This is a genomic window from Actinosynnema sp. NPDC059797, from assembly GCF_042732085.1.
Lineage (GTDB): Bacteria > Actinomycetota > Actinomycetes > Mycobacteriales > Pseudonocardiaceae > Actinosynnema.
Map to the genome: position 1 here is coordinate 1 of NZ_JBHWIE010000156.1, position 16,784 is coordinate 16,784.

General features: G+C 72.7%; 14 protein-coding genes. 7 read left to right on the top strand and 7 right to left on the bottom strand.

The window, feature by feature from the left end:
* Positions 1-452: 452 nt before the first annotated feature.
* Positions 453-1,322, bottom strand: coding sequence for a bis(hydroxyethyl) terephthalate hydrolase (gene bdeA / locus ACFV4N_RS27305; RefSeq protein ID WP_499675457.1), 870 nt, complete (start codon positions 1,320-1,322; stop codon positions 453-455).
* A gap of 383 nt (positions 1,323-1,705) precedes the next feature.
* On the opposite strand from bdeA, the gene ACFV4N_RS27310 reads away from it, so the two are divergent.
* Positions 1,706-4,345 carry a glycoside hydrolase family 3 N-terminal domain-containing protein gene (locus tag ACFV4N_RS27310; RefSeq protein WP_499675458.1) on the top strand — a complete coding sequence of 880 codons (2,640 nt, stop codon included), beginning with the start codon at positions 1,706-1,708 and terminating at the stop codon, positions 4,343-4,345.
* 70 nt (positions 4,346-4,415) lie between these two features.
* On the opposite strand, the gene ACFV4N_RS27315 is transcribed toward ACFV4N_RS27310, so the two are convergent.
* Entirely contained in the window at positions 4,416-5,009 is a 594-nt protein-coding gene (locus tag ACFV4N_RS27315; RefSeq protein ID WP_499675459.1) for an NAD(P)-dependent oxidoreductase, read from the bottom strand.
* Positions 4,894-5,886, bottom strand: coding sequence for an EamA family transporter (locus tag ACFV4N_RS27320; RefSeq protein WP_499675460.1), 993 nt, complete (start codon positions 5,884-5,886; stop codon positions 4,894-4,896). Before ACFV4N_RS27320 ends, ACFV4N_RS27315 begins: the two co-directional genes overlap by 116 nt.
* Positions 5,887-5,951: 65 nt before the next feature.
* Here ACFV4N_RS27320 and ACFV4N_RS27325 point away from each other — a divergent pair, with 65 nt between their 5' ends.
* Both ACFV4N_RS27325 and ACFV4N_RS27330 read left to right on the top strand, forming a co-directional pair.
* The gene (locus ACFV4N_RS27325) at positions 5,952-6,449 is read left to right on the top strand and encodes a MarR family winged helix-turn-helix transcriptional regulator (protein ID WP_499675461.1); all 498 of its coding nucleotides are present in this window, start codon (positions 5,952-5,954) and stop codon (positions 6,447-6,449) included.
* Positions 6,450-6,720: 271 nt separating this feature from the next.
* Positions 6,721-7,182, top strand: coding sequence for a DoxX family membrane protein (locus tag ACFV4N_RS27330; RefSeq protein ID WP_499675462.1), 462 nt, complete (start codon positions 6,721-6,723; stop codon positions 7,180-7,182).
* 54 nt (positions 7,183-7,236) lie between these two features.
* Here ACFV4N_RS27330 and ACFV4N_RS27335 read toward each other — a convergent pair whose 3' ends face one another.
* Positions 7,237-7,983 (bottom strand): TetR/AcrR family transcriptional regulator, encoded by a 747-nt coding sequence (locus ACFV4N_RS27335; RefSeq protein ID WP_499675463.1) that lies wholly within the window; start codon positions 7,981-7,983, stop codon positions 7,237-7,239.
* Between the two features lie 78 nt (positions 7,984-8,061).
* Between ACFV4N_RS27335 and ACFV4N_RS27340 the strand changes: the two genes are divergently transcribed.
* Positions 8,062-8,982, top strand: coding sequence for an ATP-binding cassette domain-containing protein (locus ACFV4N_RS27340; protein WP_499675464.1), 921 nt, complete (start codon positions 8,062-8,064; stop codon positions 8,980-8,982).
* A complete protein-coding gene (locus ACFV4N_RS27345; RefSeq protein ID WP_499675465.1) occupies positions 8,979-9,737 on the top strand; it encodes an ABC transporter permease in 759 nt (252 codons plus the stop codon). Before ACFV4N_RS27340 ends, ACFV4N_RS27345 begins: the two co-directional genes overlap by 4 nt.
* Here the strand turns inward: ACFV4N_RS27345 and ACFV4N_RS27350 are convergent.
* A complete protein-coding gene (locus tag ACFV4N_RS27350) occupies positions 9,713-11,263 on the bottom strand; it encodes a DUF885 domain-containing protein (protein ID WP_499675466.1) in 1,551 nt (516 codons plus the stop codon). The two genes, ACFV4N_RS27345 and ACFV4N_RS27350, sit on opposite strands and share 25 nt — an antisense overlap.
* Before the next feature lie 19 nt (positions 11,264-11,282).
* Complete coding sequence (locus ACFV4N_RS27355) at positions 11,283-11,804, bottom strand: ArsR/SmtB family transcription factor (RefSeq protein ID WP_499675467.1); 522 nt, start codon at positions 11,802-11,804, stop codon at positions 11,283-11,285.
* A gap of 64 nt (positions 11,805-11,868) precedes the next feature.
* On the opposite strand from ACFV4N_RS27355, the gene ACFV4N_RS27360 reads away from it, so the two are divergent.
* Positions 11,869-13,080: an MFS transporter gene (locus tag ACFV4N_RS27360; protein WP_499675468.1), complete on the top strand. Its 1,212-nt coding sequence runs from the start codon at positions 11,869-11,871 to the stop codon at positions 13,078-13,080.
* Between the two features lie 210 nt (positions 13,081-13,290).
* Here the strand turns inward: ACFV4N_RS27360 and ACFV4N_RS27365 are convergent, their stop codons facing one another.
* Positions 13,291-13,887, bottom strand: a complete 597-nt coding sequence (locus tag ACFV4N_RS27365) for a hypothetical protein (protein ID WP_499675469.1) — start codon at positions 13,885-13,887, stop codon at positions 13,291-13,293.
* Between the two features lie 1,374 nt (positions 13,888-15,261).
* On the opposite strand from ACFV4N_RS27365, the gene ACFV4N_RS27370 reads away from it, so the two are divergent.
* Positions 15,262-16,784 (top strand): extracellular catalytic domain type 1 short-chain-length polyhydroxyalkanoate depolymerase (locus tag ACFV4N_RS27370; protein ID WP_499675470.1); only part of this gene is annotated, 1,523 nt, incomplete at its 3' end.

Genomic DNA, 16,784 nt, shown 5'->3' on the forward strand with positions numbered 1-16,784 from the left:
GTGGGGTTCCTCGGTCGTCTGCCCCTGTCCGTCCCCCGGGGGGGGGGAGCGTTGCCCCGGGGGGCCCCCCCGGCGGGCCCGACCTCTCCGTTGAGGCCGGCCGCGTCGTGGCGGCCCTGCTCCCCGCAACGCCCGCCGTGCGTTGCCGGGACCGGTCGGCACGGGTGGGGGACGCCCCCGCGGCAGCCCCCCACCCGGGATCGGGTGCGTTCCGCGCTCAGGCGGCGGCCCCGCCCGCTGTCCGCCGGAAAGGCGGGAAAAGCCGGGAATCGCGAGGATTCATGCTCCGCCTCCTTGCGAGCAGGGCTCTGGGAACGCTCCCATCGGACGTTAGAGCAGCAGGTTCACATACGGCAAGCATTTTCACGAATGTGAAAGCGAGCTGTTCGCGCCTTGGGCAGCGCGAACAGCTCGCCTTGTCGAAATACCGTCGAAACGTCAGGACGGTTCGGTCACGAATGCGGGCAGGTGTCGCGGTACTCGGAAATGGCCGTGCCGCGCGGCGCCGGGCAGAGGAACTGCTCGTAGCGGAGGTCGTCGTCGACGAACCGCTTGAGCCAGGCGATGCTGTACTTGGCGATGGTCGTGTTGGGCGAGTTCGGCGCGAAGTGGCTCGCGCCGTCCAGCTCCAGGTACGCCTTGTCCAGCGTGGACGGCAGGCCGGTGTAGAAGCGCTCGGAGTGCGTCGTCACCGAGGCCACGGAGTCGTTCTCCGCGCCGATGATCAGCGTGGGCGTCCGCACCGTCGACCAGGTCTTGGTGGTGTTCCACGCGGTGAGCGGGATCGACGCCTGGAGGGTCGGCCGGTCCTTGGTGGCCTCCAGGGCGCCGCCGCCGCCCATCGAGTGGCCCATCACGCCGAGGCGGTCGGGGTCGATGCGGTCGCGCACGGAGCTGCGGGTGGTCAGGTAGTCCAGCGCGGCGAGGAGCTGGTCGCCGCGCGAGGCGGGCTGGTCGTAGCGGGAGTTCGTGTCGATGGTGAAGACCACGAAGCCCTGCGACGCCAGGCGCGGGCCGAGCCAGGAGATGCTGGACTGGGCCGCGGTGTAGCCGGGCGAGATCGCGACCGCGCCGAAGGTGCCCTCGGCGGTGCTGGTCGGGTAGTAGATCGTGCCGCCGCCGAACCCGCTCGCGGACAGCGAGGAGACGGTGGTCTGGCTCGTCGCGAACGGGCCGCGGCTCGCCTCGATGCTGGAGTTGGTCGGGGCGGGGCCCCGCTCGTAGGGGTTCTCCGCGGCCTGGGCGACCGCGGCGGGGGCGGTGAGGGCGACCGCCGCGGCCAGGACGAGGGCGCGGCGGGACAGGGGTGACCTCAAGGACATGTGCGTGTGCTCTTTCCCCGGTGCGTGAGGACCCGGCGGATGGTCCTGGTGCGGATAGTCCTGATTGGACGATTCCAACCCACTCGGGGAGCCTGCCGCATTACCTACTCCGGCGTCAAGTAATTCGGACCCCCGATCGTTGAATCGGATGGCCCACGTCTCGATAGGCCGAATGCGAACAATATTCGGATGCACATTTGGTAAACACCGTTGCCTATTGACGGGCTTGTCCGGTTCGTCCCTGGCCGTCGGGACCGGGACGTTCCGGGACGCCAACCCCCTACCTGCGCGGAAGCGCTCCCACGGACCTCTTGACCAAGACCGCCTCCGACACCCAGGATCGGGCGCGACAGAGCCGTCGCCACTGACGAACGGAACCGCCGATGTCCCGCAGACCCCTGAGCGCCGCGCTGGCCGCGGTGCTCGCCGCAGGCCTCCTCACCGGCGGCGTGGCCACCGGTGTGGCCGGCGCCGCACCCGACTCGAAGCCCCGGCAGCCGGTCGTCGGCGAGCCGCGCACCGAGCACGGCTGCGCGCGGATCGAGAAGGACCTCCCCGAGCTGTCCGACTGGCCGCGGGTGCGCAGCCGGGTCGAGTCCAACCCCGCCGACGAGCGGCGGATCCGGAAGATCGTGGCGGGCATGACCCTGGCCGAGAAGGTCGGCCAGATGACCCAGCCGGAGATCGCCGCGATCACCCCGGACGAGGTCCGGGAGCACCACATCGGCTCGGTGCTCAACGGCGGCGGCTCGTGGCCGAACCGCGACAAGCACGCGCCGGTCGACGCCTGGCTGGACCTGGCCGACGCCTACTGGCAGGCGTCCAAGGCGACCCGGACCGGGATCCCGGTGATCTGGGGCATCGACGCCGTGCACGGCAACAACAACGTGTACGGCACGACCGTCTTCCCGCACAACATCGGCCTGGGCGCGGCGCACGACCCGTGCCTGATCCGCGACATCAGCGCGGCCACCGCCGAGCAGATCCGGGCCACCGGCCAGGACTGGGCGTTCGCGCCCACGCTGGCCGTGCCGCTGGACGACCGGTGGGGCCGCACCTACGAGGGCTACTCCGAGGACCCGCGGATCACCCGCGCCTACGGCTACGAGGCCGTGCTCGGGTTGCAGGGCCGGGGCAGGCGGAACGTGGACGTGCTCGCCACCGCCAAGCACTTCATCGGCGACGGCGGCACGATCGGCGGCAAGGACCAGGGCGTCAACCCCGCCACGACCGCCGAGATGATCAACGTGCACGGCCAGGGCTACTACGGCGCGCTCGCCGCGGGCGCCCAGACCGTGATGGTGTCGTTCAACTCCTGGGACAACGAGGCGGAGGGGATCGCCGAGGGCAAGCTGCACGGCAGCAAGCTCGCGGTGAACGACATCCTCAAGGGCAAGATGGGCTTCGACGGCCTCGTCGTCTCCGACTGGAACGGCATCGGCCAGGTCGCGGGCTGCACCAACGCGAGCTGCCCGCAGGCGATCAACGCCGGCATCGACGTCGTGATGGTGCCCAACGACTGGAAGGCGTTCATCGCCAACACCATCGCCCAGGTCGAGGACGGCCGGATCCCGGTCGCCCGCATCGACGACGCGGTGACCCGCATCCTGCGCGTCAAGCTCCGCTCGGGCGTGCTCGACGGGGACCGGAAGCCCTCGGAGCGCCGCCACGCCGGCGAGGCCGACGCGCTGGAGGCCCGCGAGCTGGCCCGCGAGGCCGTGCGCAAGTCCCAGGTGCTGCTGAAGAACAACAACCGGGTGCTGCCGCTCAAGCCGCGGTCGAAGGTGCTGGTCGTGGGCAAGTCGGCCGACTCCCTGCAGAACCAGACCGGCGGCTGGACGCTGACCTGGCAGGGCACCGGCAACACCAACGCGGACTTCCCGGTCGGGCAGACCGTGCTCGGCGGCCTCAAGGAGGCGCTGGGCGAGCGGAACGTGGTGTTCAGCGAGACCGGCGACGTCGACCCCAAGGGCTTCGACGCGGTGATCGCGGTCATCGGCGAGACCCCGTACGCGGAGGGCGTCGGCGACATCGGCAAGCGCACCCTGGAGGCCGCGAAGCTCTACCCGCAGGACCTCGCCGTGCTGGACAAGGTCAGCGGCAAGGGCGCGCCGGTCGTCACGGTGTACGTGGCGGGCCGCCCGCTGCACGTGAACAAGGAGCTGAACCGCTCGGACGCGTTCGTCGCGGCCTGGCTGCCCGGCACCGAGGGCGGCGGCGTGGCCGACCTGCTGGTCCGCGGCCGGCACACGTGGCCGGGCTTCACCGGCACGCTGTCCTACTCGTGGCCGGGCGCGGCCTGCCAGACGCCGCTGAACCCCGGTGACGAGGGCTACGACCCGCTGTTCAAGCCGGGCTACGGCCTCAAGAGCTGGTCGAACCGGAACATCGGGCGGCTCGACGAGACCTCGCCCGAGTTCGGCTGCTCCGGCAACGGCGGCGGTGGCGTCGCGACCGAGGACCTGGAGATCCACAACCGGGTCGACTCCGCGCCGTACCGCAGCTTCATCGGCTCGCCGGACAACTGGAGCGGCACGGAGCTGGGCCCCGACGCGGAGGCCGCGCACACCAACATCACCGTGGTGCCCGCCGACGTGAACGTCCAGGGCGACGCGCTGAAGACGACGTGGACCGGCTCCGGCGCGGGCCAGCTGTACCTCCAGGACCCGGCGGGCGGCAGCGACCTGCGCGGCTACCTCAACGCCGACGCCGCGCTGGTGTTCGACGTGGTCGTGCACCAGGCGCCCGCGGCCCGGACGGTGCTGAGCGCGCACTGCGTGTACCCGTGCTTCGGCGAGGTCAACGCGACCGGCGTGCTCGGCGGGCTGCCGGTGGGCGTGAAGTCGACGGTGAAGGTGCCGCTGTCCTGCTTCGCGGAGCGCGGGCTGGACTTCGAGAACGTCAACACGCCGTTCCTGGTCTACACGGAGGGCGCGTTCCAGGCGTCGTTCGCGAACGTGCGGTGGGTGCCGAAGGCGGCCGCCGACCCGGACGCGCGGACGTGCGCCGAACTGGCCGGCTGAGGTCGGTGCCCTGAGTTCGGCGTCCGATGTGGACCGGGGGCGGGCCGTCGCGGTCCGCCCCCGGTCGGGGTCAGTACCCCACGGTGAAGCGCCGCCGGCGGTGGGCGGGCGCCTCGGCCTCGTCGAGCAGGGCCACCGCCAGGTCCGCCGTGGAGATCCGCGTGCCGACCTGCTCGTCGCGGCCGACCCGGAACGCGCCGGTGCGCTCGCCGGGTTCCAGCAGCGGCGGCGGGCTCAGGTAGGTCCAGTCGGCCTCCCGGTCCGCCAGGCAGGCGGCCAGCTGTTCGGCGCACGCGCGGGCGATGGGCCGCAGGGCGTCGGGGAAGCCCGGCTCCTCCTCGACGGTGACGCCGGCGGGCGTGACCAGCGTGGCCGCGCCGCCGACCAGCAGCAGCCGCACCCCGGCGCGGGCGGAGCCCGCCAGCAGCGCCCGGGCGGCGTCGACCAGTTCGCCCTCCCGGCCCGGCACGGGCCTGGTGGCGCCGATCAGCAGGTCCGCGCCGCGGGCGAGCCGGACCACGTCGGCCGGGTCGGTCGCGTCGCCCACCTCACCCCCCGGCCGGGGTCGCCTGCTCACGGGCGTCACCTCGTGGCCCCGCCGCCGGGCCTCCTCCACCGCTCGGGCGCCGACGTCGCCGAACGCCCCGAACACCGTGATCCGCACGGTTCCCCCCTCCTGTCTGGGCCGCGACCAGCGCGGCCAGGACGACGACCGCGCCCAGGGACTGGGTCGCGGTGAGCGACTGGTCGAGCACGAGCCACCCGACGGCGGTCGCGACGACCGGGCTGAGCAGCCCGAGGAACGTCACCTGCGTGGCGGGCAGCAGGCGGATGCCCCGGAACCACAGCGCGTAGGACAGCGCGCCGCCGACCAGGCCCAGGTAGGCGTAGCCGCCGAGGTTGGCCGCGTCGAGCGCGGGCGGCGGTCCCTCGACCAGCAGCGTCACCGGCAGCAGCACGAGCCCGCCCGCCACGAGCTGCCAGCCGGTGGTGGCGAGCAGCGGCGCGGGCGTCGTCCACCGCTTGCCCAGCACCACGCCGGCGGCCATCACCACGGCGCCGCCCAGCGCCGCCGCCACGCCGACGGGGTCCGCGCCGGCCGGGTCCACGCCGACCGAATCCACGCCGACGGGGTCCGCGCCGGGCCGCAGCACCAGCAGCGCGACGCCCGCCATGCCGGCGACCCCGGCGAGCGCGGTCCGCGCGGTGAGGCGCTGCCCGAGCAGCAGGACCGCCAGGCCCGCCACGACCAGCGGTTGGACCGCGCCGACCGTCGCCGCGACGCCGCCGGGCAGCCGGTAGGCGGCCAGGAACAGCAGCGGCAGGAACAGGCCGATGTTGAGCGTGCCGAGCACCAGCGACCGCCACCACCAGTCGCCGCGCGGCAGCCGGCGGGTGACCGCGACGAGCAGCAGCCCGGCGGGCAGCGCGCGGAGCAGGCCCGAGAGCAGGGGTCGGTCCGGCGGCAGGAACTCGCTGGTGACGAAGTAGGTGGTGCCCCAGACGGCCGGGGCGGCGGCGGTCGCGAGTTTGCTTAGCACTAAGACAAAGTAGCTTAGCGATGAGATACCTGGGAGGTGACTTGGCTCACCGCTAAGCTAGTTCGGTGGCGGACCACGTGGACCTGGTGCTGGAGCAGTGGCACGACCGGCGCCCGGACCTGGACGTCTCGCCGATGGCCGTGATCGGACGGCTGACGCGCCTGAGCCGGTTGGTGGAGGGCGAGCTGCAGCGGACGTTCGCCGCGCACGGCCTCGACCGCGCCTCCTTCGACGTGCTGGCCACCCTCCGCCGCAGCGCGCCGCCGCACCGGCTGACCCCGACCGGGCTGATGCGCGCGTCGATGGTCACCTCGGGCGCGGTGACCCAGCGCCTCGACCGCCTGGAGGCGCGCGGCCTGGTCACCCGGACCCCGAGCGAGCACGACGGCCGCGGGGTCGTGGTCGGCCTGACGGAGGAGGGGCTGGCGCTGGTGGACCGCGTGCTGCCGCACCACCTCGACACCGAGGAGCGCTTGCTGGCCGCGTTGTCGGCGGAGGAGCGGGCGGCGCTGGCGGGCGCGCTGAAGACCGTCCTCGAATCCCTGGGCGACACCCGGGACTGAGCCGGCTCGCCCGCGCGCCTCGCGCCGATTTCACCCGGAGCGGGGTCGCGCTGGGCCGTTCGCCGGTGGCCGGAGCGTCTCGCCTCGGGCGAGCGGAGCATTCCGCGGCGGCCCGCCGGACCAATCCACGTCACGGGGCCTTCACACCCAGTTTCCTTACCGTTACAGTTCTGGGAGCGCTCCCAGTCCGGTGCGCGGTCAGCGTCGACCGCGTGCCGGACCGCCCTCCTGCGCGGGACGACGTGGTCCCGCACCGAAGGAAGTGATGCGGATGACCAGCTTCTCGTCCCGTCTGGACGCGCGGGCGGACTCCTTGCGGGCGTTGAGCGTTCCCCTGCTCAGGGGCTCTCTCGGCGTGGTGTTCGTGTGGTTCGGCGCGTTGAAGGTGGCCGGCGCGACCCCGGTCGCCGACCTCGTCGCCCGGACCGTCCCGTGGCTCGACCCGGGCGCGTTCGTGTTCGTGCTCGGGGTGGTGGAAGTGGTGTTGGGAGTGGCCCTGGTGGCGGGTCGCCGGTTGCGCTGGGTAGCGCTGCTGGTGGTGCTCCACCTGTGCGGGACGTTCCTGATCCTGGTGGTGCAGCCGGCCGTCGCGTTCCGGACGGGCAACCCGCTGCTGTTGACCATGACCGGTGAGTTCGTGGTCAAGAACCTGGTCCTGATCACCGCGGCCCTCGCGGTCATGTCGGCCGACACACCCGTGCGGCAGCGGGTGGCGCAGGTCCGACGGCGGTGATCTGCGGCGCCGCGGGGCCCCGACCGGCCCCGCGGCGCCGTCCCCCGCGCGTCGTCACCCCCGGCGGGCGACGAGCGCGGCCACGCCGTCCAGGAAGACGCCCAGGCCGAAGGCGAAGGCGCGGTCCAGGTCCTCCTGCGCGTGCAGGTCGTCCAGGTCGAACACGCCCGCTTCGACCACCTTGCTCAACCACGGCAGGCGCCGCGAGTCGACGACCCGCCTGAGCACGTTCGAGTAGGTCCGGCTGAAGGCATCCGGGTTGTCCTGGTAGCCGGCCGCCAGGTCGCCGGCCAGGCGGACCTCGCCGTTGACGAAGGTCAGCAGGCTCATCACGACCTCCACCTTGTCCTCCTCGCCGAGCGGGGTGCCGGCCAGCGCGGCCAGGCCCCGGTCGAACCAGGCGAGGTTGCGCGGTCCGGCGGGCGGCCCGCTGATCGGGACCCGGCTGAGCCACGGGTGCCTGCGGTGCACCGCGAGCACGCCGTGCGACCAGGTGGTCAGCCCGGTGCGCCAGTCGCAGCCCGGCGGCAGTTCGGGCGGCTCCTCCATGGCCGCGTCGACCATCAGCGCCAGCAGCTCGTCCTTGCTCCGCACGTGCCGGTAGAGCGCCATCGTGGACTTGTCGAGCTGCTGCGCCACGCGCGCCATGGACACCGCGGCCAGCCCCTCGGCGTCGGCGACCCCGATGGCGGCCCGGGTGATGTCGGCGGTGGTGAGCGAGGGTTTTCGGCCGCGGCGCGGCGCGTCCCGCAGCCCCCAGAGGAGGGCGACGTCGTCGGGCAGGTCGGTCTCCTCGGTCACGCGGCCAGTCTAGGGGCTTGGCCATTAATTGCGTATCAGCTACGCTAATTTGCGTATCGCATACGCATAGGGGGTGTCATGATCGTGGAGGTGTCCGGCCTGAAGAAGGCGTACGGGTCCACCGCGGTGCTGGACGGGGTGGACCTGGAGGTCGCCGAGGGGTCGGTCTTCGCGTTGCTCGGTCCCAACGGCGCGGGCAAGACCACCACCGTCCGCATCCTGTCCACGCTGACCAGGCCGGACGCCGGCCGGCTGCGGGTGGCGGGGTTCGACGTGGCGCGCGAGCCGGCGGCGGTGCGCGGGGTGATCAGCCTGACCGGGCAGTACGCGGCCGTGGACGCGGAGCAGACCGGGCGGGAGAACCTGGTGCTGGTCGGCAGGCTGCGGCGGCTGGGCCGGGCGGGCGCGCGGGCCCGCGCGGACGAGCTGCTGGAGCGGTTCGACCTGGTCGCCGCCGCCGACCGGCGGGTCAGGACCTACTCGGGCGGCATGAAGCGGCGGCTGGACCTGGCCATGAGCCTGGTCGCCGCGCCGCGCGTGGTGTTCCTGGACGAGCCGACCACCGGGCTCGACCCGGCCAGCCGCTCGACCACGTGGGAGGCGATCCGCGAACTCGTGCGCACCGGCACGACGATCTTCCTCACCACGCAGTACCTGGAGGAGGCCGACCGCCTGGCCGACCGGGTCATGGTCCTGGACCGGGGCCGGGTGGCCGCGCACGGCACCGCCGACGAGCTGAAGTCGCGGGTCGGCGGCGAGCGCGTCGACCTGCGCTTCGCCTCGGTGGGCGAGCTGGACGCCGCGCGGCTGCGGCTGGGCGGGTTCGCCGACCCGGAGCACCGGCTGCTCAGCGTGCCGTCCGACGGCAGCGCCGCCCACCTGCACGCCGTGCTGGACGACCTGCGCTCGGCGGGCCTCGCGCCCGCCCGCGTGTCCTCGCACCGGCCGACGCTCGACGACGTGTTCCTCTCGCTGACCCGGGAAGGGGTGGCCGCATGAGCCACGCGGTGGCCGACTCGGTCGCGATGATCGGCCGGAGCGTCCGGCTGGCCAGGCGCAACACCGAGACGCTGATCATGTCGGTGGTCCTGCCGCTGCTGATGATGACGTTGTTCGTCTACGTCTTCGGCGGCGCGATCAACACCGGCACCGAGTACGTGAACTACGTGGTGCCCGGCATCGTCCTGCTGTGCGTCGGCTACGGCGCCGCGTCCACCGCGATGTCCGTGGCCGACGACATGACCAAGGGCATGGTCGACCGGCTGAGGTCCATGCCGATTCGCCCGTTCGTGGTGCTCACCGGTCACGTCGTGGCCAGCGTCGCGCGCAACGCCGTGTCCACCGCCATCGTGTTCGGCGCGGCGGTCGCCATGGGCTTCCGGCCGTCGGCGTCGCCGGTGGAGTGGCTCGCGGCGACCGGGCTGCTCCTGCTCTACGTGCTCGCGCTGTCGTGGCTGGCGGCGGGGCTGGGCTCGGTGGCGAAGTCGGTCGAGTCGGCCGGTGCGCTCAGCTTCTTCATGCTGTTCCTGCCCTACCTGAGCAGCGCTTTCGTGCCGACCGGGACCATGCCCGGGGTGCTGCGGGCGATCAGCGAGCACCAGCCGATCACGCCGATCATCGAGACGGTGCGCGGCCTGCTCACCGGCACGCCCGTCGGCGACGACGGGTGGGTGGCGCTCGCCTGGTCGGTCGGGCTGCTGGTCGCGTCGTTCACCGCGGCGACCCTGCTCTACCGGCGGCGCACCAGGGACTGAACCCACTCCTCGACCAGGTCGCCGAGCGTCGACAGCGGCACGCGCGCCTCCGACAGCACGACTTCGTGGAAGTCCCCGACGTCGAACGCGCCGCCCAGCCGGCGCTCGGCGTCCGCGCGCAGCCGCTGGAACTCCAGGCGGCCCACCAGGTACGCCAGGGCCTGCCCGGGGTCGGCCAGGTAGCGGTCCACCTCGGCCTCGACCAGCTCGGCCGGCATCGGCGTGGACTCGCGGAGGAACGCCACCGCCCGCTCGCGGCTCCAGCCGAACGCGTGCAGGCCGGTGTCCACCACCAGCCGCCCGGCGCGCATCGAGTCGAACACCAGCATCCCCAGGCGGGAGCGGGCGTCGGTGTAGAGGCCCATCTCGTCGGCCAGGCGCTCGGCGTACAGGGCCCAGCCCTCGCTGTAGGCGTGCAGGCCGGCGACGCGGCGCAGCAGCGGCAGGTCGGTCCGGCGCAGCCGCGCGGAGCCGTCCACGTGGTGGCCGGGCACGGTCTCGTGGAACGTCAGCGCCTCCAGGGCGTGCACCTGGACCGGTTGGCCGGGGTTGAGGGAGTACGTGCCGGGGCGGGAGCCGTCCACCGCGCCCATGCGGTAGGAGGGCGGGGTGGAGGCCGCGGTGCCGGGCGGGTAGAGCCGGACCTCGCAGGGGTGCTCGGGCGGGCGGCGGAACCACCGGGGCGCGGCGGCCTCGGCCCGCCGGACCACGCGCTCCGCGGCGACCCGCATCTCCTCGCCGTCGGCGAAGCGGGGCGCGTCGCGCAGCCCGGCGAAGACGACGGCGAGGTCGGAGGTGCCGAAGACCTCCCGGCCCAGCGCCCGGTACTCGTCCTCCAGGGCCGCGAGGACCTCCAGGCCGGTGCGGTGCAACCGGTCGGGGGTGAGGTCGGTGGTGGTGTGCCTCCTGATCGCGTTGGCGTAGAGCCGCTCGCCGTCGGGGAGGTGGCACACGCCGGCGCGGTCGTCCGGGCGGCCGTGCGGGAGGACGTCCTCGACCAGCGCGGACCGGTACTCGGCGACCCCGGGCAGGGCGGCGTTGCGGTCGAGCAGGGCGATCGCCGCCTCCACCAGGCGCCGCACCGGGAGGCGGCCGTGCGCGATGCCGGAGCGGTGCCGGTCGGCCAGCGCGCGGAAGTGGCCGGGCAACGCCGCCCGGCGGCCCTCGTCGGGCGCCACGGCCAGCGCGTAGAGCAGCAGGGGGACCGGGGTGAGCACCAGGTCGCCGATGGTGAACTCGACCCACCGGTCGGCGACCTGCTCCCGGTGGGCGGTGGCCTGCTGGACGATCGTGTCCCGGGTGACGCGACCGGTGCGGCCGAGCGGCCCGGGGTCGACCGCCCCGGCGCGCCGGGCGAGGTCGTCGAGGCGGGCGGCGAAGCGGGCCTCGGCCTCCTCGCCGAAGTCGGTCAGCCGGCCCTCGTGACCGGGGATGCCCTCGAGGGTGGCGAGCACGGGGTGGTGGTCGAGGACGGTCCGCAGCAACTCGTCCGCCAACTCGTCGACGGCCTCCTCGGCGCCCGGCACGCGACCCATGGTGCCGGCGTCACCGGGCGAGGCGGTGGACCACGAAGATCCCGCCGTGCAACGGCCGGTCCAGGCGCTGGTCGTCGGTCGCCACGTATTCGTCCAGCACGGCGCCGATCCGCCGGCTCAGCTCGTCCACCTCCTCGGCGGACAGGTGCAGCGCGAACCGCGAGAACGTCCGCACCGACTCGGGCCCCGCCTCGGCCAGCTCCTCCTGGAAGGCCTCCAGCGGCGCCATCGGCGCGGACGGCCCGGCCTCGCCGAGCGGCCCGTCCAGCCACCACGACCGGTTGGTGGAGCGGTAGGGCTTCTCCAGGGCGCCGGCCGCCCCGGTGCGCACCTCGCCGACCTCCAGGAACCCGGCGGCCACCAGTTGGCGCACGTGGTAGAGCACGGTGCCCGGGTCGCGCCCCAACCGCTCGGCGAGCTGCTTGTTCGTCAGCTCCTGCCCGGTGCACAACCGCAGGACGCGCAGCCGCAGCGGGTGGGCCAGGGCTTTCGTCTCCCGGACCGTCGCGGGGCGCCGCTGCCGTTCAGCCATGCGGCCCAATCTAGTGCCGGGCAAACCGATGGAGAAAACTCCACCGGTGTGGGAACCTCCACCAATGCGACTGGGGACGGCGTTCTGGCGCCTGTGGGCTTCGGCCGGCTTCTCGAACTTCGCCGACGGCACGTTCAAAGTGGCCCTGCCGCTCGTGGCCGTGCAGGTCACGCGCGAACCCGCGCTGATCGCGGGCCTCGTCTTCGCCCTGACCCTGCCGTGGCTGCTGTTCACCCTCCCGGTGGGCGCCATCACCGACCGCTTCGACCGGCGCGTGATCATGCTCGCCGCCAACGGGGCACGAGCCGCCCTGCTGGCCGCGACCGCCGGCGCGGTCGCGCTGGACGTGGCGGGCATCTGGTTCCTGTACGCCATCGCCCTGGGCGCGGGCACCGCCGAAACCCTCTACGACACCTGCGCGCACTCCCTGCTGCCGCAAGTGGTCGACCGCGACCGCCTGCCCCGCGCCAACGCCCGCCTGTTCGCCGTCGAGCTGACCGCCAACGAGTTCCTCGGCCCGGCCGCCGCGGGCCTCCTCGTGGCCGCGGGCGCGGTGGCCGCCTTCACCGCCCCGGCCGCGCTCTGGCTGGTCGCGGTGGCCGCGCTCGCCACGGTCCGGGGCACGTTCAGGGTGCCGAGGGAGCGGCGCACCACCCTGCGCGCCGACATCGCCGAGGGCCTCCGCTTCCTGCTCCGCCACCGCCTGCTGAGGGCGCTGGCGGCCATGGTGGGCGTGTTCAACCTGGCCAACAGCGCGGCGACCGCCGTGTTCGTGCTGTACGCGGTGGGACCGGGCTCGGCCATGGGCCTCACCGGCGAGGTCTTCGGCCTCCTCCTCACCACCCCGGCCCTCGGCAGCCTGGCCGGCTCGCTGGCCGCCGAACGCGTCGTGGCCCGCCTGGGCCGGGCCGGAGCCCTGGGCGCGGGCTTCGGCGCCGGCGCCCTGATCCTCGCGGCGCCGGCCGTCACCACCAACGCGTACGCGGTGGCCGCCGCGTTCGCGGTCGCCGGGTTCGGCATCGCGGTCCTCAACGTGGTCGCGATCTCGCTGCGCCAGCAGGTCACCCCGGACCGCCTGCTGGGCAGGGTGAACAGCGCCTACCGCATGGTGGCCTGGGGCACGATGCCGCTGGGCGCGGCCCTCGGCGGCGCACTGGCCCACCTGATCGGCCTCCGCCCGCTCTTCGTCGTCACGACCGCGCTGGCGCTGACCGCCCTGCTGGGCCTGATCACCGTCACCGACCGCCGCATCGAGGAAGCGCTCCGAGCCGCGTGACCAGACCGGGACACCCGCGCACCCCACCCGCGACGAGCCGAGTCCGAAGTGGACGCTGCCGGCACGAGAACGCCCCCTCAGCCGGCCCTCTCTTCCCCTACCCCTCCCTCGTCATGGGTCTCCCCACCTGTCACGGGACTTGGTCGATCGCCACGGACCTTGGTCGATCGCCACGGGTCTCGGCCGATCGCCACAGGTCTTGGCCGATCGTCATGAGTCGCGGTCGACGCGGTGTCGTGAGACCCGATCGGCCAGGCGCTTGACCGCGTGCTCGGCCGCGAGGTGCCCCAAACCGATCCCGATGCCCGTGGTCAGCGCCGAGAGCAGCGGTAACCCCGGACCGGGCGGCCGGTAGACCGGTGTCGGCCCGGTGGCGGGGCCCGAGCGGGGCACCCGGAGCACCTGCCGGGCGGCCGCCTGGAGCCGCGTGGACACCTGCTGGTTCGTCCAGGCGATCACGTCGAAGTCGCCGAACTCGGCCAGCGCCGTGAAGCTGCGGTCCGCCGAGGCGACGCTGAACGTCCGGCAGCCCCGGCCGTGGGCGTAACGGGCGTGGGCGAGCAACGCCTTCTCCGCCGCGTCCGGCCCGGGGGTGACCACGCGGCTGGCGACGTTCATCTCGGCGAGCACGCTGCCGATCACGTCCAGTTCGGGTTCGGTCCGGGCATAACAGGCCAACGCGTGGTGCACGGGCCCGGCCGCGCGCACCAACGCGGTGATCCGCCCGCGTACCAACTCGGGCCGCGGGTTGACCGGGCCGATCATGTTCTCGAGGTCGATGAGCAGAACTCGCTGCGCCGCTTCCACTTCTCGATCTTCGGCACGCAACGCACCACGAGATCACTACCCGAACGGGTGAACGCCGGTCCCACCGGCCAAGAACACCGACATCCCCAACCTTCCGCCCACCCGTTTCCGACAACCTCACACGACCGAACCGCCAACCACGACACCTTCCCGGAAGAACCACGAACCCCTTGCGGCGTGCCGCCCGAACACCACCTCCGCCGAGTCCACAGTGGAGGAACACGGGAGCCCTGCCTCGACCAAGCCCGAACTCGCCAAAGAGCCACCCCGGCGTCGCAGCCTTACAGTGATGCCGACAGGCGGGACGAGCCGGCAGGTAAGAGGCACGACCACAGGGGAAGGTGACACGTACGAGTTACAAGCACCGACTTCGGGATCGATGTCAACGCCTCAAACGTTGCCGGAAATATGGAGGCGGCGCGGCGGGCGGGCGAGTGTCGGGAAAGGCGGGGGAGGGAACGGGCGCAAAAGGGGGAACAGCAGCGCGAAGAGGAATAGCGGAGAGGGGCGGGAGGAACGGGAGGGGAAAGGGCAAGAGGCCGGGAGTCGAGCAGCAGTCGGCAGCCTGGCAGCAGTCGGCAGGCGGGGAGCAGTCGGCAGGCGGGGAGCAGTCGGCAGGCGGGGAGCAGTCGGCAGGCGGGGAGCAGTCGGCAGGCGGGGAGCAGTCGGCAGGCGGCCAACGGGTGGCGGCAGAGGGCAGGCAACGGGCGGGCGGCGGGTAGGCCAACGGCGGGCAGGCGGGCAGGCGGGCAGGCGGGCAGGCGGGCAGGCGGGCAGGCGGCGAGCATGCGGTGAACATGCAGCGGCAGGCAGGCGGGCAGCGGGTGCAGGCAGGCAGCAGGTAGCGGCGGGTGGCGGGTAGGCAGGCGGCATGCAGCGGGCATACCGCGGCCGGTGGGCGGCAGGCTGCGGCGGGCATGCAGCGGGTAGGGGTAGGTGGGGTAGGCGGCGGACTGTGGGTAGGTGGTGGGGGCTGCGGGTGGGCGGCGGGGTGGATGAGTGAGCGGAGCCGGTGAGCGGGTGGTTCGGGCATCGCCGCGCGAGTCGATGGCACGTTGTGGTGTTGCGGCACGGCGTGGTATTGCGGCGAACGGAGGATGGTTGATTGCGAAGATTATCGCAACATTGTTCGTTTCGTGGGTGTTTATACGGGCCTCACGGGTGTCCAATTGAGATAATCATGTCGGGTTGCCGCTGGCAGATGCCGGGCAGAAAACTTCGAAAGATTTCGAAAGATCTCGATAAGCGTTGACCCGGCTATTGCAGGTGAATGACCATCGTGTTCATCGCGTGAGCCCGCACCGACGCTCGGCTCCGGTCGTCCTTCGGTGCGGGCGTGGTATTTCACCCCTGCACCCGGAAAGGACCAGACGAGTGCGAAGACTCCTCCCGGCTCTTGCCGCGGTGGCCGCGCCCTTGGTCGTCGCGAGCGTGCTGCTCGCCGCCCAGCCCGCCTCCGCCGCAACGCTCACCCAGGTCACCAACTTCGGCACCAACCCGAGCAACCTGCGCATGTACACCTACGTGCCGGACCGGGTGGCTCCTCGGCCGGCCCTGCTGGTGGCCATGCACTACTGCACCGGCACGGCGTCGGCGATCTTCAACGGGTACGCCCGCGACTACGTGACCGCCGCCGACCAGTACGGCTACGTCATCGTGTTCCCCGAGGCCACGCGCAGCGGGCAGTGCTTCGACGTGTCGTCGCAGCAGGCCCTGACGCGCGGCGGGGGCAGCGACCCGGTCGGCATCCTGTCGATGGTGAACTGGGCCAAGCAGCGCTACAACGTGGACCCGGCGCGGGTCTTCCTGACCGGGTTCTCGTCCGGCGCGATGATGACCAACGTGATGGCCGCCGAGTACCCGGACGTGTTCTCCGCGGCCTCCTCGTTCATGGGCGTGCCCGCGGGCTGCTTCGCCACCACCGACGGGTCCGGCTGGAACAGCCAGTGCGCCAACGGCCAGCTCACCAAGACCGCGCAGCAGTGGGGCGACCAGGCGCGCCAGATGAGCGGCGGCCACACGGGCCGGTTCCCGAGGATGCAGCTGTGGCACGGCACCACCGACGACACGCTGCGCTACCCGAACTTCACCGAGGCGATCAAGCAGTGGACCAACGTCCACAACGTGAGCCAGACGCCGACCTCCACCGATCGGCCGCAGAGCAACTGGACCCGCACCCGCTACGGCGGCAGCGGCACGCAGCCGCCGGTCGAGGGGGTCAGCGTCCAAGGGGTCGGGCACTCGCTGCCGCAGAGCGGCATGGTCCAGTACGCCATCGCCTTCCTGGGCCTCAACAGCACCGACCCGACGACCACCACGACCACGACGACCACCACGACCGACACCACCACCACGACGACCACGACGACCACGACGACCGACACCACCACGACCACGACGTCGCAGCAGCCCGGTCCGGGCAGCACGCTGGCGGCGGCGGCGCAGCGGACCGGTCGCTACTTCGGCACGGCGGTGGCCGCGAACAAGCTGGGCGACTCGACCTACGTCGGGATCGTGAACCGCGAGTTCGACATGATCACGGCCGAGAACGAGATGAAGATCGACGCGACCGAGCCGCAGCAGGGCCGGTTCAGCTACACCAACGCCGACCGGATCGTGAACCACGCCATCCAGCAGGGCAAGAGGGTGCGCGGTCACACGCTGGCGTGGCACTCGCAGCAGCCGAGCTGGATGCAGCCCATGGAGGGCACGGCGGTGCGCAACGCCATGCTCAACCACGTCACCCAGGTCGCGACCTACTACCGGGGCAAGGTCTACGCCTGGGACGTGGTGAACGAGGCGTTCGCCGACGGCAGCTCCGGCGCCCGGCGCGACTCGAACCTCCAGCGCTCCGGCAACGACTGGATCGAGGCCGCGTTCCGGGCGGCCCGCGCGGC